At 74.0% G+C, this 20,778-nt stretch carries 20 protein-coding genes and 1 pseudogene; 11 read left to right on the top strand and 10 right to left on the bottom strand.

Features of this window, described 5'->3' with window-relative positions; all coding sequences use genetic code 11:
- Positions 1-68: 68 nt before the first annotated feature.
- On the top strand, positions 69-1,217 hold the full coding sequence (locus ACN27A_RS25375) for an Mrp/NBP35 family ATP-binding protein (RefSeq protein WP_421457120.1): 1,149 nt from the start codon (positions 69-71) through the stop codon (positions 1,215-1,217).
- Positions 1,218-1,373: 156 nt separating this feature from the next.
- On the opposite strand, the gene ACN27A_RS25370 is transcribed toward ACN27A_RS25375, so the two are convergent.
- Complete coding sequence (locus ACN27A_RS25370) at positions 1,374-1,796, bottom strand: preprotein translocase subunit TatB (RefSeq protein WP_132231648.1); 423 nt, start codon at positions 1,794-1,796, stop codon at positions 1,374-1,376.
- Positions 1,797-1,870: 74 nt separating this feature from the next.
- Positions 1,871-3,214: a S1C family serine protease gene (locus tag ACN27A_RS25365; protein ID WP_421457119.1), complete on the bottom strand. Its 1,344-nt coding sequence runs from the start codon at positions 3,212-3,214 to the stop codon at positions 1,871-1,873.
- Positions 3,215-3,493: 279 nt separating this feature from the next.
- On the opposite strand from ACN27A_RS25365, the gene ACN27A_RS25360 reads away from it, so the two are divergent.
- Positions 3,494-4,081: an O-methyltransferase gene (locus tag ACN27A_RS25360; protein WP_311410699.1), complete on the top strand. Its 588-nt coding sequence runs from the start codon at positions 3,494-3,496 to the stop codon at positions 4,079-4,081.
- 46 nt (positions 4,082-4,127) lie between these two features.
- Here the strand turns inward: ACN27A_RS25360 and ACN27A_RS25355 are convergent, their stop codons facing one another.
- Both ACN27A_RS25355 and ACN27A_RS25350 read right to left on the bottom strand, forming a co-directional pair.
- A complete protein-coding gene (locus ACN27A_RS25355; protein WP_421457118.1) occupies positions 4,128-5,594 on the bottom strand; it encodes a leucyl aminopeptidase family protein in 1,467 nt (488 codons plus the stop codon).
- A gap of 130 nt (positions 5,595-5,724) precedes the next feature.
- Positions 5,725-5,892 carry a DUF3117 domain-containing protein gene (locus ACN27A_RS25350; RefSeq protein WP_007455245.1) on the bottom strand — a complete coding sequence of 56 codons (168 nt, stop codon included), beginning with the start codon at positions 5,890-5,892 and terminating at the stop codon, positions 5,725-5,727.
- Positions 5,893-6,082: 190 nt separating this feature from the next.
- Here ACN27A_RS25350 and ACN27A_RS25345 point away from each other — a divergent pair, with 190 nt between their 5' ends.
- Together ACN27A_RS25345 and ACN27A_RS25340 are read left to right on the top strand one after the other, a co-directional pair.
- Positions 6,083-6,901: a PaaX family transcriptional regulator C-terminal domain-containing protein gene (locus tag ACN27A_RS25345; protein ID WP_421457117.1), complete on the top strand. Its 819-nt coding sequence runs from the start codon at positions 6,083-6,085 to the stop codon at positions 6,899-6,901.
- Positions 6,902-6,903: 2 nt separating this feature from the next.
- The gene (locus ACN27A_RS25340; protein ID WP_311410636.1) at positions 6,904-7,695 is read left to right on the top strand and encodes an enoyl-CoA hydratase-related protein; all 792 of its coding nucleotides are present in this window, start codon (positions 6,904-6,906) and stop codon (positions 7,693-7,695) included.
- A 126-nt stretch (positions 7,696-7,821) separates the two neighbouring features.
- On the opposite strand, the gene ACN27A_RS25335 is transcribed toward ACN27A_RS25340, so the two are convergent.
- From ACN27A_RS25335 to ACN27A_RS25320, 4 genes and pseudogenes are all read right to left on the bottom strand, one after another.
- Positions 7,822-8,445 carry a hypothetical protein gene (locus ACN27A_RS25335; protein ID WP_421457116.1) on the bottom strand — a complete coding sequence of 208 codons (624 nt, stop codon included), beginning with the start codon at positions 8,443-8,445 and terminating at the stop codon, positions 7,822-7,824.
- A gap of 13 nt (positions 8,446-8,458) precedes the next feature.
- On the bottom strand, positions 8,459-9,040 hold the full coding sequence (locus ACN27A_RS25330; protein ID WP_421457115.1) for a DNA-3-methyladenine glycosylase I: 582 nt from the start codon (positions 9,038-9,040) through the stop codon (positions 8,459-8,461).
- A 190-nt stretch (positions 9,041-9,230) separates the two neighbouring features.
- Entirely contained in the window at positions 9,231-9,728 is a 498-nt protein-coding gene (locus ACN27A_RS25325) for an SRPBCC family protein (protein ID WP_132231660.1), read from the bottom strand.
- A gap of 326 nt (positions 9,729-10,054) precedes the next feature.
- Positions 10,055-10,576, bottom strand: a pseudogene (locus ACN27A_RS25320) (DivIVA domain-containing protein); the annotation flags it as partial.
- A 200-nt stretch (positions 10,577-10,776) separates the two neighbouring features.
- Here ACN27A_RS25320 and folP point away from each other — a divergent pair.
- Positions 10,777-11,646 (top strand): dihydropteroate synthase, encoded by an 870-nt coding sequence (folP, locus tag ACN27A_RS25315; RefSeq protein WP_421457114.1) that lies wholly within the window; start codon positions 10,777-10,779, stop codon positions 11,644-11,646.
- Positions 11,647-11,658: 12 nt separating this feature from the next.
- Here folP and ndhC read toward each other — a convergent pair whose 3' ends face one another.
- Entirely contained in the window at positions 11,659-12,036 is a 378-nt protein-coding gene (ndhC, locus tag ACN27A_RS25310) for an NADH-quinone oxidoreductase subunit A (protein ID WP_421457113.1), read from the bottom strand.
- 182 nt (positions 12,037-12,218) lie between these two features.
- Here ndhC and ACN27A_RS25305 point away from each other — a divergent pair, with 182 nt between their 5' ends.
- From ACN27A_RS25305 to ACN27A_RS25295, 3 genes are all read left to right on the top strand, one after another.
- Positions 12,219-13,577: a hypothetical protein gene (locus ACN27A_RS25305; protein ID WP_421457112.1), complete on the top strand. Its 1,359-nt coding sequence runs from the start codon at positions 12,219-12,221 to the stop codon at positions 13,575-13,577.
- A 313-nt stretch (positions 13,578-13,890) separates the two neighbouring features.
- On the top strand, positions 13,891-15,738 hold the full coding sequence (locus ACN27A_RS25300; protein WP_132231666.1) for a 2-oxoacid:acceptor oxidoreductase subunit alpha: 1,848 nt from the start codon (positions 13,891-13,893) through the stop codon (positions 15,736-15,738).
- Complete coding sequence (locus tag ACN27A_RS25295) at positions 15,731-16,765, top strand: 2-oxoacid:ferredoxin oxidoreductase subunit beta (protein WP_421457111.1); 1,035 nt, start codon at positions 15,731-15,733, stop codon at positions 16,763-16,765. The genes ACN27A_RS25300 and ACN27A_RS25295 overlap by 8 nt, the downstream gene beginning before the upstream one ends.
- A 649-nt stretch (positions 16,766-17,414) precedes the next feature.
- Here the strand turns inward: ACN27A_RS25295 and ACN27A_RS25290 are convergent.
- Entirely contained in the window at positions 17,415-18,428 is a 1,014-nt protein-coding gene (locus tag ACN27A_RS25290) for a potassium channel family protein (RefSeq protein ID WP_421457110.1), read from the bottom strand.
- A gap of 204 nt (positions 18,429-18,632) precedes the next feature.
- Between ACN27A_RS25290 and ACN27A_RS25285 the strand changes: the two genes are divergently transcribed.
- From ACN27A_RS25285 to ACN27A_RS25275, 3 genes are all read left to right on the top strand, one after another.
- Positions 18,633-19,130 carry a helix-turn-helix domain-containing protein gene (locus tag ACN27A_RS25285; RefSeq protein ID WP_421457109.1) on the top strand — a complete coding sequence of 166 codons (498 nt, stop codon included), beginning with the start codon at positions 18,633-18,635 and terminating at the stop codon, positions 19,128-19,130.
- 138 nt (positions 19,131-19,268) lie between these two features.
- Complete coding sequence (locus ACN27A_RS25280) at positions 19,269-19,868, top strand: ClpP family protease (protein WP_132231676.1); 600 nt, start codon at positions 19,269-19,271, stop codon at positions 19,866-19,868.
- Between the two features lie 246 nt (positions 19,869-20,114).
- Entirely contained in the window at positions 20,115-20,777 is a 663-nt protein-coding gene (locus ACN27A_RS25275) for a class I SAM-dependent DNA methyltransferase (protein WP_421457108.1), read from the top strand.
- Position 20,778: the final 1 nt, after the last annotated feature.

The following is a 20,778-nucleotide window of genomic DNA, read 5'->3' as shown; positions in this document are numbered from 1 at the left end:
CATCGATTCGCTCACACCGCCCCCCGCTGGCGGCGGTGGGGCAGGGCCGCCGACGTAGCATTGCGGGCATGTCAGCACCCGTCAGCACCGTCTCCGACGCGATCCAGGCCGCGCTGGCCACCGTCAACGACCCGGAGATCCGCCGGCCCATCACCGAACTGGGCATGGTCCGCTCCGCCGAGGTCGGCGACGACGGCGTCGTACGGGTCGAGCTGCTGCTCACCGTCGCCGGCTGCCCGCTGAAGGACAAGCTGCGCTCGGACATCACGGCCGCCGTCGGCGCGGTGCCCGGGGTGACCGGCGTGACGATCGAGTTCGGCGTGATGAGCCCCGAGCAGCGCCAGGAACTCCAGGCGAAGCTGCGCGGCGGCGGCGCCTCCCAGGAGCCGGTCATCCCGTTCGCCCAGCCGGGCTCCCGCACCCGCGTGTACGCGGTCGCCAGCGGCAAGGGCGGCGTCGGCAAGTCCAGCGTGACGGTCAACCTGGCCGCCGCGCTGGCCGCCCGCGGGCTCTCCGTCGGCGTGGTCGACGCCGACATCTACGGCCACTCGGTGCCCCGGATGCTCGGCGCGGACGGCCGCCCGACCCGCGTCGAGGACATGATCATGCCGCCGCAGTCGCACGGCGTGAAGGTCATCTCGATCGGCATGTTCACCGCCGGCAACGCCGCCGTGGTGTGGCGCGGCCCGATGCTGCACCGGGCGTTGCAGCAGTTCCTCGCCGACGTCTACTGGGGCGAGCTGGACGTGCTCCTGCTCGACCTGCCCCCGGGCACCGGCGACGTGGCGATCTCCCTGGCCCAGCTGCTGCCCAACTCCGAGATCCTGATCGTCACGACCCCGCAGGCCGCCGCCGCCGAGGTGGCGGAGCGGGCCGGCGCGATCGCGTTGCAGACCCACCAGCGCGTGGTCGGCGTCATCGAGAACATGTCCTGGCTGGAGCTGCCGGACGGCTCCCGGATGGAGGTCTTCGGCGCGGGCGGCGGCCAGGCGGTCGCCGAGTCGCTGACGAAGACCATCGGCGCGCAGGTGCCGCTGCTCGGGCAGGTCCCGCTCGACACCCGCGTGCGCGAGGCCGGCGACGTGGGCACCCCGATCGTGCTGGCCGAGCCGGAGTCGCCGGCCGCGAAGGCGCTGGGCCAGGTCGCCGACCGGCTCGCCCTGCGCCGGGAGTCGCTGCTCGGCAAGCCGCTGGGCCTCAAGCCCGCCGGCCGCTGACCGTACGCCGGCCACGGCCGGCACTGTCGCCACCCGCACGGGGGCGGCGTTCCCCCGGGAGCGCCGCCCCCGTCGCCGTCCGTGGCGGGCCGGGGTCGAGTCGGCGCGACCTCGCCGCTGACCGGGCCAGGTCGTGTCGTCGCAGCGAACCCGGGGTCAGGTCGCGTCGTCGTAGCTGACCCGGGGGGCGGGGGCCGGGGCGGCGCCGGTGGCGGTCGCCGGGCGGCTGCCGTTCGCGCGCACGTCGGCGGCGGAGGCCACGTCCTTCAGCTCGTTGTGCACGCCGGTGACGTCCGCCCGCAGGTTGTCGTAGACGCCCTGGAGGGGCTTCCGGATCGCCTGCTCGTCCTCCTCGCTGAGCAGGTGCTTGCGGATGAACGCCTTCGGGTGCAGGTCCTCCAGCTGGATGTCGGTGCCCAGCTCGCGACTGAGGTCGGTGGTGGCGTTGCTGGCCATCGCGCGCAGGTTGCGCACCATGCGCAGGCCGTCGCTGATCACCGCGGGCAGCCGGTCACCGAAGATCAGCAGCGCCAGGAGCAGCAGCGCACCGATCTCCCACCAGTTCAGGTTCTCGAACACTGCGCGGGCCTCCTTCGGCGTCAGCAGCAAGACTACGCACGTGGGGCCCCGGCCGGGGAGGGGGTGACCGGTCCCTACTTGGCGTCAGCGGCCAGGGTCACGGAGGCGTTCTGCCGGTTGGCGCCCCGGCGGTACTCCACGGTCACCACCGCGCCCGGCGCGAACTTCCGGACCAGGGCGATCAGGTCGGTCGGTTCGGTCATCGGCCGGCCGGCGAGCTTCAGGATCACGTCACCGGCCCGCAGCCCCGCGCCGGCCGCCGGGCCGGACGGCTCCACGGCCGCCAGGCGTACGCCGGCTCCTCCGGTGCCCGCGCCGGACCCGCCGACCTGGGCGCCGATCACCGTGCGCCGGGCCTTGCCGGTGCCGATGATGTCCTGCGTGATCCGCTTGGCCTGGTTGATCGGGATGGCGAAGGCGAGGCCGATGTTGCCCGCCTCCTGCCCCTCGGAGACCAGCGACTTGATCGTCGAGTTGACCCCGATCACCCGGCCCGCGCCGTCGACGAGCGGGCCGCCCGAGTTGCCGTGGTTGACCGCCGCGTCTGTCTGGATCGCCGCGTAGTAGCGCGTCGGGCCGCCGGGCTCACCGGCCCGCATCGTCCGGTCCAGGGCACTGACGATGCCGGCCGTGACCGTGTTGGCCAGCGAGAGCGGCGAGCCCATCGCCAGCACCGGGTCGCCCACGGCCAGCGCGTCGGAGTCGCCGAACTCGACCGGCCGCAGGCCCGTCCGGGAGACCTTGATCACCGCGATGTCGGACTCCGGGTCCTGCCCGACGACTGTCGCCGGGGCCGAACTGCCGTCGTTGAAGACCACCGACGCCTTGCCGGTCGCCCCCGCCACCACGTGGTCGTTGGTGATGACGTGCCCGTCGGCGCTGGCGATGAAGCCGGAGCCCTCGCTCGTGCCGCCGAGGCCCGCCACCCGGACCGTCACCACGCTGGGCAGCACCCGCTCGGCGACCCCGGCCAGCGACTCGGGCCTGCGCTGGGCCAGGCCGGGCGCCTGCGGGTCCGCGCCGAGCACCGTGCCGGCCACGGCGCCCCCGCGCACCGCGAAGGCGTACCCGAGCGCGCCGCCCAGGCTGCCCGCGAGCAGCGCGGTGATCAACGGGATGAGGAGGAGCTGCCGCAGCGTCGGCCGGCCCGGGGTGTCCGGGTCGCTGACCGGCTCCGGCTCGGTGCCGGGGCTCGGCGCGGCCGGCAGCACCACTGCGGCCGGCGCGGTCGGGTCGCGCCACGGGTCGGCCAGCGCGTCGGACCACCAGGGCGAAGTCGTTCCGCCCCCGGCGCCCTGAGGCGTCGGCGGCGACCCCACCGGCGGATGTCCGGGCACCGGCGGTCGCGCCGGCGCCGGAGTTCCCCCGGGCTGGCGCCAGTCCCAGCCGTCGGTCACGTCGGTGCCCTCCCAGTCCATCCCCGGATCCCGCGCTCCACGGACCCGGCGACAGCGTCGCCCGGTCGCGCTGGCCGGAACACCGCTTCCAGGATTACACGGATGCCGCGGATGGAGTCACCGGTTGCCGACCGTGATCGTCGGGTGGCGGACGCGCGGCTGCGCCCGTTCGACGTCGCCTCTAGGCTCACAGTGCCCACCCGCCCCCGCACCACGCATGCCGCCCGGAGGTGTCCCATCGCCACGGTCGCCGGTTCCGGCAATTCGACGGCCCAGACCCTGCACTTCGCCGAGTCGTACGTGACCGAGGATCTCGTCCTGCGCACCGCCCGCAGCCTGGCCCACGAGGTAGGCTTGGAGGCGGTGACCCCCGGCGCCGGCGCGGCGCTGCGACTGCTCGCCGCCGCCGGCAGCGCCCGGGCGGTGGTGGAGATCGGCACCGGCACGGGAGTCAGTGGGGTCTGGCTGCTGCGCGGCATGCGCGCCGACGGCGTACTCACCACCATCGACGTCGAGGTCGAGCACCAGCGGATCGCCCGGCGGATCTTCGCCGAGGCGGGCTTCGCCGCGGGTCGCACCCGGATCATCACCGGCCGGGCGCTGGACGTGCTCCCCCGGCTCGCCGACGGCGCGTACGACCTGGTCTTCGTGGACGCGGAGGCGACCGGGTTCGCCGCCTGCGTGGACGCCGCGCTGCGGCTGCTGCGGCCGGGCGGCGTGGTCGCGCTCAACGGCACGCTGGCCGGCGGCCGGATCGGCGATCCCGCCGCCCGGGACGTCGAGACGGTGACCGTCCGCGAGGCGATCAAGGCGATCCGGGAGTCCGAGCACTGGATCCCGGCACTGCTGCCGGTCGGCCACGGGCTGCTCGCCGCCGTCAAGTGCTGACCCGCCGCTGACCGGGGGCCCGCCGGGGGCGGGCGCCGCCGGGCGGTCAACCCAGCGAGCCCAGCCAGCGCAGCAGCGAGCGTACGCCCCAGCCGGTCGCGCCCCGGGTCAGCTCGGCGTCGTCGCCGTCGGCCCATGACGGCGCGGACATGTCCACGTGCAGCCACCGGTCGCGCAGCCCGCCGGTGAACTCCCGCAGGTAGAGCGCGGCCATCACGGACCCGGCGCCCCGGTCCGGCGAGCTGTGCAGGTCGGCCAGGTCGCTGCCGAGGTGCTCGGCGTAGTCGGCGGGCAGCGGCATCCGCCAGGCGGCCTCGCCTGCGGCGGCGACAGCGGCCAGCACGTCCGCGGCGAGCCCGTCGTTGTCGCTGTAGAGGGCGCCGGTGCGCTTGCCCAGCGCGACCGCGTTCGCCCCGGTGAGCGTGGCGAGGTCGATCAGCAGGTCGGGCTGGAGTTCGGCGACGGCGTACGCGAGCGCGTCGGCCAGGACGAGCCGCCCCTCGGCGTCGGAGTTGGTGGTCTCGCTGGTCGTGCCGCCGTAGTGGCGGATGATGTCGCCGGGGCGGAACGCCGAGCCGCTGAGCATGTTCTCCGCCAGCGGCGCGAGCGTGGTGACCCGGACCGGCAGGCGCAGGGCCGCCGCGCCGAGGGTCGCCGCGACCACCGCCGCGGCCCCCGCCATGTCCTTGCGCATCAGCTTCATCGACGCCACCGGCTTGATCGAGATGCCGCCGGTGTCGAACGTGATCCCCTTGCCGACCAGCACCACGTGGGTACGCGCGTCGGCCGGCCGCCAGTCCAGCTCGACCAGGCGCGGGCCGCTGGCCGAGCCGCCCCCGACGGCGAGGATCCCGCCGAAGCCCTCGGCCGCCAGCTCCGCCGGCTCGCGGACCCGCAGGTGCAGGTCCGGCACGTCGGCGGCGAGGGCGGCGACCTGGTCGGCGAACCACTGCGGGTTCTTCACCGACGAGGGGGTGTTGGTGAGGTCGCGGGCGAACCGGGTCATCCGGGCCGTCGTCCGGGCCACCTCCAGGGTCGCGCCGTGCGCGTCCGGGTCGGTCACCACGACGTCGACCTCCGCCAGGGCGGGGGCGGTGCCGGCGTCGGTGAGCCGGAACCGGTACGAGGCCAGCAGCAGCCCCTCGACCAGTCCGCGTACGGCCGCCGACGTGGCACCGGCCGGCATGGCCAACGTGACGCGTGTCTCATCCTTCGCGGCCCGGGCCAGAGCCGCGCCGGCCGTCCGCCAGCCCGCCTCGTCGCCCTCGCCGACACCGAGCAGCAGCAGCCGGCCGGGGTCCCGCACGGGTCGCAGCTGCGCCTGGACCTCACCGGGGCGCCCGGTCAGCCGGGCTGCCGGCACCAGAGCATCGGCCTCCTCGGCCACGCCGTCGGGCAGCGTCGCCCCGGTCGGGGCCGGTCGGGCCGGTTCGTCGCCGGCCGCACCTGGCCGGACGGGCAGAACGAGGGTGTCGAGCCGGTCCGGCTCGGCGAGCAGACGGATGGCGAGCACGCGGAGCCGTACCTCCAGGAAAGCTCGCGGAGCATGGCTCCGCGGGAGAATGAAGACCCTGAGCCACCGGCGGGGCCGGTGGCTCAGGGGTTGACGAAAGGCCCACGCGGGCGCGCGGACCGTTCCTCGGTCAGCCGGCGGCTGCCTTCAGTGCGTCACCGAGCGCGTTGGCCTCGTCGGGAGTCATCTCGACGACGAGCCGGCCACCGCCCTCCAGCGGGACGCGCATGACGATGCCCCGGCCCTCCTTGGTGACTTCCAGCGGACCGTCGCCCGTCCGCGGCTTCATCGCCGCCATGTTGTCTCCCCTCAGACCTACACCAGGGTCGGTGGGTTGCCCCACAGCCACTTCGTCTTGACCACCCGCAACCTACGCGGGGGTGTCGACCAACGATTTTCCCTGATGAACACCGCCGGACCCAAACCGAAGCAGCATTGATGTAACAGCATCTAGCTTATCCTGAGAAGGCCTGTCACAATGTGCGGTCATGCAGGCACGGTCGGCACTCTTCGACCTGTACGGCGACCACCTCCGGGCGAGGGGCGGCCGGGCACCCGTCGCCGCCCTGGTCAGGCTGCTGGCGCCGCTCGGGATCGCCCCGCCCGCCGTGCGTACGGCGGTCTCCCGGATGGTCCGTCAGGGGTGGCTCGACCCGTGTCGGCTGACCTCCGGGCCGGGATATTCGATCACCGCGAAAGCCGCCCGCCGGCTGGACGAGGCGGCGGCGCGGATCTACCGGACGGGCCGGATCACCTGGGACGGGCGGTTCGACCTGCTGGTGCTGGAGGCCCCCCTGTCCCGGCGGGACCGGCAGCGGCTCGCCGCCAACCTGACCTTCCTCGGCTACGGTGCCCTGGACGAGTGCACCTGGGTGGCGACCCGGCCCGGCGAGGACGTGGACGTGCTGCTCGACGAGGCGGGCGTGCGCTACGAGCGGTTCACCGCCGCGCACACCGCCGGCACCCCCGGCGCGATGGGCGTGGTGCGCCGGGCCTGGGACCTGACGGAGATCGGCCAGGCGTACGAGCAGTTCGTCGCCGAGCAGCGACCGCTGCTGGCCGGGGTCACCGTGCGCAGCCTCGACGAGGAGGCGTACGCCGCCCGGTTCCGGCTCGTGCACGCGTGGCGTACCTTCCTGTTCCGGGACCCGCAGTTGCCCCCGGCGCTGCTCCCCGAGCGTTGGCCCGGCACCGCCGCGGCCAGTTTCTTCGACCGGCACGCGGCACGGCTGCGGCCGGCCGCCGACCGGTACGTCGAGCAGTGCCTCGACTCCGGCAACCGCATCGCCCGACAGAAGGGTCGTTAGAAGTGACCGAGCCGCTGCTCGTCGACCGCACCGACGCCGTCGTCACCCTGACGCTGAACCGCCCCACGGCGATGAACGCGCTCGACGTCGCGCTCAAGGAGGCGCTGCGCGACACGCTGGCCGAGCTGGAGACCGACCGGTCCTGCCGCGCGGTGGTGCTCGCGGGCGCGGGTCGGTCGTTCAGCGCCGGCCAGGACCTCCGTGAGCACGTGCAGACCCTGGAGTCCACCGACGGCAACCCGCTGGACACCGTCCGCGCGCACTACAACCCGATCGCCGCCCGGCTGGCCAACCTGCCCAAGCCGGTGGTCGCCGCCGTGCGGGGGATGGCCGCCGGGGCGGGCGCCTCGCTGGCCTTCCTCGCCGACATCCGCATCGGCGGGCCGTCGACCAGCTTCCTGATGGCGTTCGCCAAGGTCGGGCTCGCCGCCGACACCGGCGCCTCCTGGACGCTGCCCCGGCTGGTCGGGCACGCCAAGGCCATCGAGCTGCTGATGCTGGCCGAGCCCGTGGGCGCGACGGACGCCTGCCAGATCGGGCTGCTCAACCGCCTGGTGGAGGACGACGAGCAGGTGCTGCCGACCGCGCAGGAGCTGGCCGCCCGGCTGGCCGCCGGCCCGACCGTCGCGTACGGGGCGATCAAGCGGCAGCTCTCCATCGCCGACGCGGGCACGCTGGCCGACGCCCTGTCCGCCGAGGCGCAGGCGCAGTCGATCTGCGGGGGCACCGCCGACCACCGCGCCGGCACCCTGGCCTTCGTCAACAAGCAGAAGCCGGTCTTCGAGGGCCGCTGAGGCCTCCCCGGGCCAGCCCGGCCCCGCATTCCGCAGGCGGTGGGCCGGGCGGCCTCCAGCGGAGTGAAGCGGGTCTTGGATCATCGGCGGCGGGCTGGGGGCGTCGCGGGGAGGTGGCCGGTCGGGTCAGTCGTCCTCCTCCGGATCCTGGTTGGCCTCCGCGCCGAGCACGAACGCCTGCATGGCCAGCTCGTCGCCGGAGGGCGAGACGAAGGCCGGCAGCTCGCGGGGGCCCAGCTCCTGCACGTAGGCCCAGAACAGGCGGACCGCCTCGGCCGGCGACGCGGCCTCGATCGGCAGGTCCAGGCTGACCAGCCAGGAGCGCCGCTGCGGCGGCGGGCCGAGCCGGTCGGCCAGGGCCCGGAAGGCCGCCGGGTCCAGCGCGGTCACCGGCCCGTCGAGCGTCAGCGCGTCGGCCGGCGCCGGCTCGTCGAAGGCCCGCCGGGTGTACGCCACCACCAGCGGCGCCTCGACCCGCTCGGACTGCGGGTCGTCCGGGTCCTCCCGCTCCTCGCCGCCGGCTCCGGTGACCCGGCCCAGCGCCACCAGCCGGGGCGGCGCGTCGACCAGCACGGCCACCCGGTCGCCGGGGCGGGGTCGGGCGACGTCGGCCAGGCCGGTCAACTCGAGCGTGTCGTGGTGGACGAGCCGCTCGGCCTCGTAGCGCCCGGTGGGCAGCAGCACCGCCCAGGCGCCCGTGCCGTCGGCGGGGCGCGCCCCGTCCACCCGGTGCGCGGTGTCGGTCGTCATGGCCTCCATCCCATCACGCCGCCCGCGCCGCCACGACGTGGCAGCCCGCAAGGTGGTCGTCGACCATCCCGGTGGCCTGCATCAGCGCGTAGGCCGTGGTCGGGCCGACGAAGCGGAAGCCCCGCTTCTTGAGCGCCTTGGCCATCGCGGTGGACTCGGCGGTCAGCGCCGGCACCTCCGCGAACGACGTGGGTCGGGCCGGCCGGGGCGGCGGGGCGAAGGACCAGAGCAGCGCGGAGAGCCCCTCCGGAAGCGCCAACGCCGCCCGGGCGTTGGCGATCGCCGCCTCGATCTTGGCCCGGTTGCGGACGATGCCGGCGTCGGCGAGCAGCCGGGCGACGTCGGCGTCGCCGTAGTCGGCCACGGTCTCGATCCGGAACTCGTCGAAGGCCAGCCGGAACGCGGGACGTTTGCGGAGGATGGTCAGCCAGGACAGCCCCGACTGGAACGCCTCCAGCGTGAGCCGCTCGTAGAGCGCGTCGTCGCCGCGCAGGGGCCGGCCCCACTCGGTGTCGTGGTAGGCGGCGTAGTCGGGGGTGCTGTGCCCCCAGCCGCATCGCGGCAGCCCGTCGGCGCCGATCACCAGGTCAGTCACGCGTCCACGCTAGGGCACGGCCCCGACGGGCCCGCGCCCTGCGGCCCCGCGCCGCACCCCGGCCGCCGGGCCCGGTCCGCCCGGGTTCGCCGACATCGGGGCGTCCCGGTCACGCCGACACCCCGATGTCGGCGACATCGAGTCGATCAAGCCAAGTCGCCCGGCAGGGCACGATCCCCGGCCGCCCCGGTCAGGGGAGCCGGCCCTGCTCCACCAGCCGACCGAACTTCTTCAGCGCCTGGCTGAGGCTGAACTTCGACCCGGGCCAGAGCACCGGCCAGGCCACCCGGCCCGCCGGCCCGCCGGGCAGGTGGAACCACTCGTGCCAGACCACCTGGGTGCGGTTCCGCTCCAGCGGCGTGCAGCGGAGCACGCCGGGGCCGCGCAGCAGCTTCCCGCAGTGCACCACGCCCACCTCGTAGGGTGCGTCCACCCGGACCACCCGCATCTCGTCACGCAGCACGGCGGGGCCGAGCGCCGTGACCGCCTCGACCAGGCTGCCCTCGCCGCCGTCGCCCTCGACCACCCGGACGGTGGTGAAGGGGATCCAGTCCGACTGCCGCTCCCAGGCGGTCAGCGCCGCGAAGACCCGCTCCGCCGGCGCGTCGACGATCACCGTGGCGGTGACCTCGCCCGCGCCGGGCTGCGCCACGTCGCGCAGGTCGTCCCCGGGTTCCGGACCGGTCACTTCGACTCCGACCCCGACCCGACCACCGGGCCGGGGCTGGTCGCGTCACCCGCCGGCCGCGTCGTGCCGTCGCCCGCGTCGGACCGATGCGCGGCAGCGTCGCCCGCCTCAGGCCGGTCAGCGGCCGCGTCGCCCGCGTCGGACCGGTCCACGACCGCGTCGCCCGCCTCAGGCCGGTCCACGGCGGTGTCGCCCGCGTCGGGCCGGTCCACAGCGGTATCAGCCTCGTCGGGCCGGTCCACGGCGGTGTCGGCGTCGCCGGTCCGGTCCACGGCGCGGTCGGTGCCGGGCCGGGCGAAGGCGGCGTCGCCGGGGTGCCCGGCGGCTGCGGAGCCGGCCGGGGTCGCGTCCTCCGCCGCCGACGCGGCGGTCGGGCCCGCGAACGCGGGGATCGGCGCGACGACCACGTCGGTGTCCCCCGGCGCGTCCGGGCGGTCGGCCCCGACCGGCACCGTCCCCCGGGCCTCCGGCGACGACTCGGCGGCGGCCCCGGCCGCCTGCTCCCGCGCCCGGCGCAGGGCGTCGGCATCCGCCGTCCGCCCCTCGCGCAGCGCGGCGACCTCCGCCTCCAGCACGCCGATCAGCTCGGACTTGTAGCCGATGTCGTAGGCCGCCCGACGCAACGCGTGGTCGACCTGGGCCATGCGGTAACCCCGCAGCGCCGTGTCGAACCGGACCTCGCCCACGTCGGACTCGGCGAGCGGGCGGGACGCCGGCAGCGGCACTGACCGTCCGTCCGGCTCGGCCGGCACCAGGCCGGGATCCCGGCCGGAGACCAGCACCGTCACCCCGAACACGACCGCCGCGACGGTCAACGCCACGACCAGCAGGAGCAGAACCTGACCCATGCACAGATCGTGGCATGTCGAACCGCCGGGAGCGACCCCGCCACCCACCGCGCCCCGGATCCGTGCCGAAGACCCCCGCCCGACGCACCCGTACGGGAGGCGGCGACGGCGGACCGGCGGGGCCCGACCGGGGCGGACCGGCTAGCGTCGTCATCGGCCGACGGCGGGGACGGGTCGGCGGCGGACCTTCAGGAGGCGGCATGGCCGGGGCGCTTCGGCTCGGTGGGCGCACGTTCGGCCCGGACGAGCTGGTGGTGATGGCGATCGTCAACCGCACGCCGGACTCGTTCTTCGACCAGGGCGCGACCTTCGCGCAGGACAGCGCGCTGCGCGCCGTGGAGCGGGCGGTCGAGGAGGGCGCCGAGATCATCGACATCGGCGGGGTCAAGGCCGGTCCCGGCACCGAGGTCGACGTGGCCGAGGAGATCCGTCGCACGGTGGCGACCATCGCCGCCGTCCGGGCCGCCTTCCCGGACGTGGTGATCTCGATCGACACCTGGCGGGCCGAGGTGGCGGTGGAGGCGGTGGCGGCGGGCGCCGACCTGCTCAACGACACCTGGTCCGGCGCCGATCCGGCCCTGGCCCAGGTGGCGGCGCAGACGGGCGCCGGCCTGGTCTGCTCGCACGCCGGCGGTCTGGCGCCCCGGACCCGCCCGCACCGCGCGGCCTTCGCCGACGTGGTCGCCGACGTGCTCACGACGGTGACCGGGCTCGCCGACCGCGCGGTCGCGCTGGGCGTACGCGCCGACGGGATCCTGATCGACCCGGCGCACGACTTCGGCAAGAACACCCGACACTCCCTGGAGATCACCCGCCGGCTCGGCGAGCTCTCCGGCACCGGCTGGCCGCTGCTGGTGGCCCTGTCGAACAAGGACTTCATCGGCGAGACGCTGGACCTGCCGGTGGCCGAACGGCTGGAGGGAACGCTCGCGGCCACGGCGGTCTCGGCCTGGCTGGGCGCCCGGGTGTTCCGCGCGCACCAGGTCCGCCCGACCCGGCGGGTGCTCGACATGGTCGCCTCGATCCGGGGCGACCGTCCGCCGACGCTGACCCGGCGCGGCCTCGCCTGACCGAGGCCGAGGTCAGGACCAGCGCAGGATGTTCTTGCGCCAGGCGTAGAGGATGCCGAGCGCCAGCACCGCGACGAAGACCGCCATCTCCACGACCGTGACCATCCCGAACCCCGGCCGGTCGAAGACGACCGCCCAGGGGAAGAGGAACACCGACTCCACGGCGAACAACACGTAGAGGTACGCGTACACGTAGTAACGGATCTGCATCTGCGCCCAGTCGGCGCCGACGGGGTCGAGGCCGCACTCGTAGCTGGCGCGCTTGCCGAAGGGATCCGCCGGACGCGCAGGGCGTAACACCCGGTTGGCCGAGAACGCCGTAACGAAGAAGAGGACGCTGGCGAGCAGCAGCAGCCCGAGCGTCGCGTACGAGCCCAGGTAACCGGTCACGGTCGCTGAGCCTACCGCTCCTCGTCGCGGCTCGGGTCGAACCCGTTACGGATTCGTTTCCCGGCGGGACTAGTGCCCTCTGGCAACAATTGTCGAATATTGGGATCTCACTCATCGTCACCGGAGGACAGATGGCTCGCGTGGACGTACGGCCTAGCCGGCGGGCGCGTGACCGACGCGTCGTGCCCCTGTTGGCGATCGGCCTCGCGGTCGGACTGACCGTCGCCGCGGTGCCCGGCTGGGCGACCGCCGCACCGACCGCCGCCCGGGCCGCCTCCGCCGCGACCGAGCCGGCCGGCGAGCCGGGCGGGGACACGCCCACGGCGGATCCGACGGACACGGGGCCGGTGCCCACCGAGGCGCCCTCGACCACCGCGCCGCCGCCGGAGACCACGCCACCGGCCCCGACGACCGAGCCGGCCCCGACGACGACGGCCCCGGAGCAGCCGGCGCCGACCACCGCCGCGCCGACCACCGCCGCACCGCCCCCGGCGCCGTCGGTGCCGCCGGTCCGGCCCTCCGCGCCCGCCGCCACCCCGCCGGCGCCCCTGGCCGGGGTCAGCGTCACGACCGACGACATCACCCTGACCGCCGCGTACTGGAACGCGGCGAGCACGGTGACCACGCTCCGGGTGACCATCACGAACACGGGCGCCACGCCCGCCCGCATCGGGCTGTCCTACACGCTCCCGGCCGGGCTCTCCGACGCCGGCACCGCGGGCTGCGCGCTGGTCGGCGGCGGGGAGCACCGCTGCGGGGAGTGGGCCAGCGCGCCCGGCGCCCGGTTCAGCACCCTGCTCCGGGTACGCGTCGACGGCGACGCCTGGAAGCGGATGCCGCTCAGCGGCTCCGTCCGGGTCACCGCGACCGCCCCCGGCGCGCCCGGTCCGGTGGGCGACGACGAGGGGTTCGCCGTGCTCTTCCCGCCCGGCCCGCCGGTGCCGGGGATCAGGCTGGACGCCGACGCGGTCTCCTTCGACATCAGTGGCGGGTCGAGCGGGCTCGACGTGCGCCTGGGCAACACCGGGAAGGTGGACGCCGAGGGCCGGATCGAGGTGGTCCTGCCGGCCGGGGTGACCGTGCCGACGCCCCCGTCCGGCTGCACCACGGTCGACCCCGCCCGTACGCGCTGCGAGCTGGGCACGCTCGCCGCCGGCCGGACCGTACAGCTGCGGCTGCCGGTCTCCGCGACCCCCGAGGCGCAGCGGCAGGCCCCGCTGGCCGGCGCGGTGCTCGGCCAGCTCGACCCGCGCAGCGGCCGGGCCCGGCAGGTGCAGATGAGCTTCCGGATCACCGCCGCCGCCGCGCTGGCGACCCCGGTGGCCTCGCCGCCCGCGCCGACCGGGTCGCAGGGTGTGCTCGCCGCCGACGCCGCCGCCGTCGGCGGCGACGGCGGAGGTGGCTCGGTACGGCGGACCGCGATCCTGCTGATCGTGGTCTCCACGCTGCTGGTGGTGTTCGCCCTCACGCTGGCGACCACCTCCCTGCGGCGGCGGATGACCGCCCCGGCGGGTGGACCGTCCACGGCACCAACCGAGTGACCCGGGCGGCCCTGGTTCGTCCGGGTCTGCGTCCCGCCCGCTCCGTGACCGGTGATCTGGATTACGGCGGGCGGACGGAAACACCTCAAATCGGGGTGGAATCTCGCTGGATCGCATCCCACAGGGCGGCCTCCGAGAAGGTTGGGGCCGCGATTCGACGTAGGCTCTCAGGTGAGGTAACTACAGCGGACCGGGCCCGCCTCGGCGGGTCTGGTGCAGCGGTGCGTCAAGGAGGTCACGTGGCCGGGCAAGGCGAGGTCACCATCATGTTCAGCCGCCCGCGCGACCGCGCCCAGCGAAGCGAGGTGCAGGCGTGACCAAGCAGATCCGTCAACTGGACCGGGTGGTGATCCGGTTCGCCGGTGACTCCGGCGACGGCATGCAGCTCACCGGCGACCGGTTCACCTCGGAGACCGCGCAGCTCGGCAACGACATCTCCACGTTGCCGAACTTCCCGGCGGAGATCCGCGCTCCCGCCGGCACCCTGCCGGGCGTGTCGAGCTTCCAGGTGCACTTCGCCGACTACGACATCCTGACCCCCGGCGACTCGCCGAACGTGCTGGTGGCGATGAACCCGGCGGCGCTCAAGGCCAACCTCGCCGACCTGCCGCGGGGCGCGGACATCATCGTCAACACCGACGAGTTCACCAAGCGCAACCTGGCCAAGGTCGGCTACCAGTCGAACCCGCTCGAGGACGACTCCCTCGCCGGCTACGTGGTGCACCCGGTGGCGCTGACCTCGATGACGGTGGGCGCGCTCGCCGAGCTCGCGGTGTCCAAGAAGGACGCCGAGCGGGCCAAGAACATGTTCGCCCTCGGCCTGCTCTCCTGGATGTACAACCGGCCGTACGAGTCGACGCTGCGCTTCCTGGAGCGCAAGTTCGCCGCCCGCCCCGAGCTGGTCGCGGCGAACGTCGCGGCGTTCCGGGCCGGCTGGAACTTCGGCGAGACCACCGAGGACTTCGCGGTCCGCTACGAGGTCAAGCCGGCGAAGATGCGGCCGGGCACCTACCGCAACATCACCGGCAACGCGGCCCTGTCGCTCGGCCTGGTGGCCGCCGGCGTCCGCTCCGGGCTGCCGGTCTTCCTGGGCGCCTACCCGATCACTCCGGCCTCGGACATCCTGCACGAGCTGAGCAAGCACAAGCGCTTCGGCGTGCTCACCATGCAGGCGGAGGACGAGATCGCCGCGGTCGGCGCGGCGTTGGGCGCGTCGTACGGCGGCTCGCTCGGCGTCACCACCACCAGCGGCCCGGGCGTCGCGCTCAAGAGCGAGACGATCTCCCTCGCGGTGGCGCTGGAGCTGCCGCTGGTCATCGTCGACGTGCAGCGGGCCGGTCCCTCCACGGGCATGCCCACCAAGACCGAGCAGGCCGACCTCAACATGGCGCTCTACGGCCGCCACGGCGAGGCCCCGATCGCGGTGATCGCGCCGAAGTCGCCGTCGGACTGCTTCCACGCGGCCATCGAGGCGGCCCGGATCGCGCTGACCTACCGCACGCCGGTCATCCTGCTGTCCGACAACTACGTCGCCAACGGCTCCGAGCCGTGGCTGCTGCCCGACGTGGAGTCGCTGCCCGACCTGCGGGTCGAGTTCGCGACGAAGCCCAACGGCGACGACGGCACCACGTTCCTGCCCTACCTGCGCGACCCGGAGACCCTGGCCCGGCCGTGGGCCGTCCCGGGCACCGCCGGCCTGGAGCACCGCATCGGCGGCCTGGAGAAGGCCGACAAGACCGGCGACATCTCGTACGACCCGGCGAACCACGACTTCATGGTGCGCACCCGCGCGGCCCGGATCGAGACGATCCCGGTGCCGGACGTCGAGGTCGAGGACCCGGACGGCGACGCCCGGGTGCTGGTGCTCGGCTGGGGCTCCACGTACGGGCCGATCGGCGCGGCGTGCCGGGGCCTGCGCCAGCGCGGCCACGCCATCGCGCAGGCGCACCTGCGGCACCTCGCCCCGATGCCGGCCAACCTCGGCACGGTGCTGCGTTCCTACGACCGCGTGGTCATCCCCGAGATGAACCTCGGCCAGCTCGCCCACGTGATCCGGGCGAAGTACCTGGTCGACGCGATCGGCTACAACCAGGTCCGCGGCCTGCCGTTCACGGCCAACGAGCTGGAGACGATGCTGGAAGAGGTCCTGAAGAATGTCTGAGCCCGTCGCCCTCAAGCTCACCGCCAAGGACTTCAAGTCCGACCAGGAGGTGCGCTGGTGCCCCGGCTGCGGCGACTACGCGATCCTCGCCGCGATCCAGCAGTTCATGCCGGAGCTGAACATCCCGCGCGAGCGGATCGTCTTCGTCTCGGGCATCGGCTGTTCGTCGCGCTTCCCGTACTACATGAACACCTACGGGATGCACTCGATCCACGGCCGCGCTCCGGCGATCGCCACCGGCCTGTCGGCCAGCCGGCCCGACCTGTCGGTCTGGGTGGTCACCGGTGACGGCGACGCGCTCTCCATCGGCGGCAACCACCTGATCCACGCGCTGCGCCGCAACGTCAACCTGAAGATCCTGCTGTTCAACAACCGGATCTACGGCCTGACGAAGGGGCAGTACTCGCCGACCTCCGAGGTCGGGAAGGTCACGAAGTCGACCCCGGCGGGCTCGGCCGACGCGCCGTTCAACCCGCTGTCGCTCGCCCTCGGGGCCGAGGCCACCTTCGTGGGCCGCACCATCGACTCGGACCGCAAGCACCTCCAGTCGGTGCTGCGGGCGGCGGCGGAGCACCAGGGCTCGGCGTTCGTGGAGATCTACCAGAACTGCAACATCTTCAACGACGGCGCGTTCGACCAGCTCAAGGAGCCGGCCACCCGCGACGACTTCCTGATCCGGCTGGAGCACGGGCAGCCGATCACGTTCGGCAAGGACGGGCAGTTCTGCGTCGTGCACCCGCCCGGCGGGTTCGGCCTGGAGGTCCGGGAGACCGCGACGGTAAGCCCGGGTGAGATCGTCGTGCACGACGCGACGGTCACCGACCCGGCGTACGCCTTCGCGCTCTCCCGCCTGCCCGGCCTGGACCTGCGGAACACCCCGATCGGCGTGTTCCGCTCGGTGGACCGGCCGTCGTACGACAGCGTGGTGCAGGAGCAGCTCGCCGAGGCGAAGGCGAAGGTCACCGAGACCCCGGAGCAGCAGCTCGCCGGTCTCCTCGCCAGCGGGGACACCTGGACGATCCTCTGACCGGCGCGACCGGCCGTCCCTGAGCGAGGAGCCGGGGAGGCTGGCCGCCCAAGGGGCCAGAACCGCGAGAAGGGTCCGCCACCGACCGGTGGCGGACCCTTCTACGGTTGCTGGAACCCAAGAGCCGGGTCGCACCGTCACGTCATGTCGCGTTGAGTGACAGGACGCATCTCCCTCGCGATTCGCTACGTTCGGTAACGGCGATGTCGGCACTGAAGCGAACCCCGACTGCCGCCAATCAGGCCGACATGCCCGTGACCAGCGGCTTCAGCGAATCTCGCGCCGACAAGCCGCCCCGACCCTGCGGGCCCTTTGCTCTGCAGCCGCATACGCACCAGGCACTCAGGGTCGCTGGCGCGTATACGGATGCAGAGCAAAGGGCGCGGACTGGCGTGGCACCCGGAGGACGAGTTGTCACCGAACGTGACCGCAGATGGCCGTTGCCCACGCGAAAGCGGGTGACGGCTCGGACCTCACGGGTCGGACGTCTGCGACCGGCCGCCAACGCCCGACAGATCAGGGCGACCGCAGGCCAAGGGACCGCAGGCCAGGACGACCGCAGGCCAGGACGACCAGAGGTCAGGACGACCGCAGCCAGGACGACCACACATCAGGGCGACCACAGGTCAGGGGGCAGGGCGACCAGGGATCAGGGGGCGGTGGTCGCCTGCGGGCGGTCGTCGCGTACGTGCACCAGCATGTCGCCGGTCTCGATGACCGCGCCGGCCTTGTCGGCCAGGGTGACCACCTTGCCCCGCCGGACCAGGGCGATGACCAGCGATTCCAGCTCGCGGGGCGAGCGGCCCACCTCGGAGCGCTCGGCGGAGCGCATCGCCAGCGCCATGCCCTGGCCGGGGGTGAGCAGGTCCTCCACCACGTCGATCAGCGGCGGGGCCGAGGTGGACAGGCCCAGCAGCCGGCCGGCGGTGGCCGAGGAGACGATCACGTGGTGGGCGCCGCTCTGCTTGAGCAGCGGGGCGTTCTCCGCCTCCCGGGCGGCGGCGATGATCCGCACCTGCCCGGCGGTGAGCTGCCGTACGGTCAGCGCCACCAGGACCGAGGCGTCGTCGCTGTCGGTTGCGATGATCACCGCCTTGGCGTTGCGTACGTGTGCCTCGTTGAGCACCGACGAGCGGGTCGCCGAGCCCTCGATCGCCACCAGGCCGGCCGAGGTGGCCTGCCGCAGCGCCGGGCCGCTGCGTTCCACCACCACGATCCGGGACTTGTCGAGCCCGTTCTCCAGCAGAGCGGAGACCGCGCTGCGGCCCTTCGTGCCGTAGCCGCAGATGATGACGTGGTCCTTCACGGCTCTCCTCCACCGCGACAGGCGACGCCCGGTGCGGTACTGCTCGGTCAGCACTTCCAGAGTGGTGCCGACCAGGATGATCAGGAAGATCACCCGGGCCGGCGTGATGTAGACGACGTTGATCAGCCGGGCCGTCTGGCTGACCGGGGTGATGTCCCCGTAGCCGGTGGTCGAGAGGGTGACCACCGTGTAGTAGAAGCAGTCGAGGAGGGTCAGCGCGTCCTCGTTGACGTCGCGGTAGCCGTCCCGGTCGAGGTAGACCACGGCGACGGTGGCGAAGACCAGGCCGATGGCGGCGGCCAGCCGGAGACTCAGCGCGCTCAGGGGGCCCCGTCGCTGGGCGGGAAAGTGGATCACGTGTGGGCCTCTCCCGGCCCTGTCGTCGCCTGCACGACCACAACATAGCGGCCTTCGCGGATCTCGCACGGCGGGGTCGTGCACCCGGGGCACCACGGCTAGCCCCGGCTCACCGACGACGCGCGGCACGACGGGACGACCCGCGCGCCCGACAGGGGGCATGATGGGGGTGTCCCGGACGACGAGCCCGAGAGTGAGGCCCGCATGTCGTTGCTGCGACGAGTGATCGGCGGGGTGCTGCGCCGGTTCCGGCTCCGGCAGGGCCGCACGCTGCGCGAGGTGGCCGAGGCCGCCGGAGTGTCGGTGCCCTACCTGTCCGAGGTCGAACGCGGTCGCAAGGAGGCCTCCTCGGAGGTGCTCGCGGCGATCTGCCGGGCGCTCGGCATCCACCTGTCCGACCTGCTGGAGGAGGCGCGCGACGACCTGCGTCGGGTCGAGCCGCGCATCCCGGCCGCGCCCCGGGCCGGCCTGGCCCGGCTGGAGCGGGCGGAGGTCGGCCGGCCCGACGTCGTCACCCCGGCCGGGCGGGTCGCTCCCCGGGCCGGTGGCCCCCTGCTCCACCTGGCTCCGCGTCCGGGCGGCACGACCCTGCGGGTCGGGCGGTCCACCTCCGCCGTGGGCGGGCGCTCCGGCCCGCGTACCCGCGTCGCGCTGGGCTGCGGGCGGACGCGGGCGGGCGCGCGGACGTTGACCGTCGTCTAGGCCGGCCGGTTCTGCCGTCGGCTGATCTGCCGCCGGCAGAATGGCTGGCCTCGCGCGTCCCGTTCCGCGCAGGCTGGACGTGCCGGTCCCCCGGGCGTCCTCCGGTCGCCCGCCGGCAGTGCCGGAAGGGCGGACGCGATGATCGGTCTCGACGTGCGGATGTTGGACGGTGGGCAGCCGTCCTTCGGCGACCAGGTGTTCGACCGGCTGTTGAAGGAGCGGATCATCTTCCTCGGCACCGAGGTCACCGACGCCTCGGCGAACCAGATCTGCGCCCAGATGCTGCTGCTCGCCGCCGAGGACCCGGAGCGGGACATCGTGCTCTACATCAACTCGCCGGGTGGCTCGGTCAGCGCGGGCATGGCCGTCTACGACACGATGCGGTTCGTCCGCAACGACGTGGCGACGGTGGCGCTCGGCTTCGCCGGCTCGATGGGGCAGTTCCTGCTCTGCGCGGGCACGGCCGGCAAGCGTTACGCGCTGCCCCATTCACGGATCATGATGCACCAGCCGTCCGGCGGGATGGGCGGCACCGCCGCGGACATCACGATCCAGGCGGAGAACATGCTGCACGTGAAGCGGACCATGCAGGAGCTGATCGCCCGGCACAGCGGGCGCAGCCTGGAGGAGATCCAGCGGGACTGGGACCGCGACCGGTGGTTCACCGCCGAGCAGGCCCGCGAGTACGGCCTGATCGACCGGGTGGTCACGAGGGCCGAGCAGCTCCCGGGGAGCTGACGGAGCCGGGCCGCGACGGGAGGCGGCGACACCGGCGCCGGACGCGCCCCCTCGCTCCGCGTCCGACCTCCGGTACGCGATGGCCATCGCCGTGCTGGCCGCCGATAGACGGAGCCTATTCCCGCCAGTGGGAATCCGCGCGGACTGCCGGCGCAGCGTCTTGTGCACGAATCCCGTTACGTCCGCCTACGCCGCGTAGCGCAGGTGTTCGCCGTCCGGCGCGCAGGACCGGTAGCGTGCCTGGGCGTGATCGAATCCGAGCACCCGCATGACACCCGATCGTCCTACGACGCCCTGGCCGTCGACTATGCCGAGCGGTTCCAGGACGAGCTGGTCGCCAACCCATGGGAGCGGGCGGTCCTCACCGCCTTCGCCGACCTCGTGCGCGCCGCCGGAAACGGGCCCGTCGCCGACGTCGGCTGCGGCCCCGGCCGGCTCACCGGGTACCTGCACAAGCTCGGGCTCGACGCGTTCGGCATCGACCTCTCCCCGCGGATGGTCGAGGTCGCCCGCCGGGCCCACCCCGACCTGCGCTTCGACGTGGGCGCGATGCCCGATCTGGGGCTGCCCGACGCCTCCCTCGGCGGCGTCGTGGCCTGGTACTCGACCATCCACGTCCCGGACGACCTGCTCCCGGCCACCTTCGCGGACTTCCACCGGACGTTGACGCCCGGCGGTCACCTGGTGCTGGCGTTCCAGGTCGGCGACGAGCCGCTGCACCTGACCGAGGCGCTCGGCCACCCGGTCTCGCTGGAATTCCGGCGCCGCCGACCCGACCGGGTCGCCGAGCTGCTGACCGACGCGGGGCTGGACGTCCGCGTCCGGCTGGTGCGCGAGCCCGAGGCCTTCGGGAGCCAGCCGGAGCGCACGCCGCAGGCGTACCTGGTGGCCCGCCGGCCGGCCGGCTGAG

It is taken from the genome of Micromonospora sp. WMMD737 (assembly GCF_049179055.1).
Taxonomy (GTDB): domain Bacteria; phylum Actinomycetota; class Actinomycetes; order Mycobacteriales; family Micromonosporaceae; genus Micromonospora; species Micromonospora reichwaldensis.
This window is presented reverse-complemented; position numbering and strand designations above follow the sequence as displayed.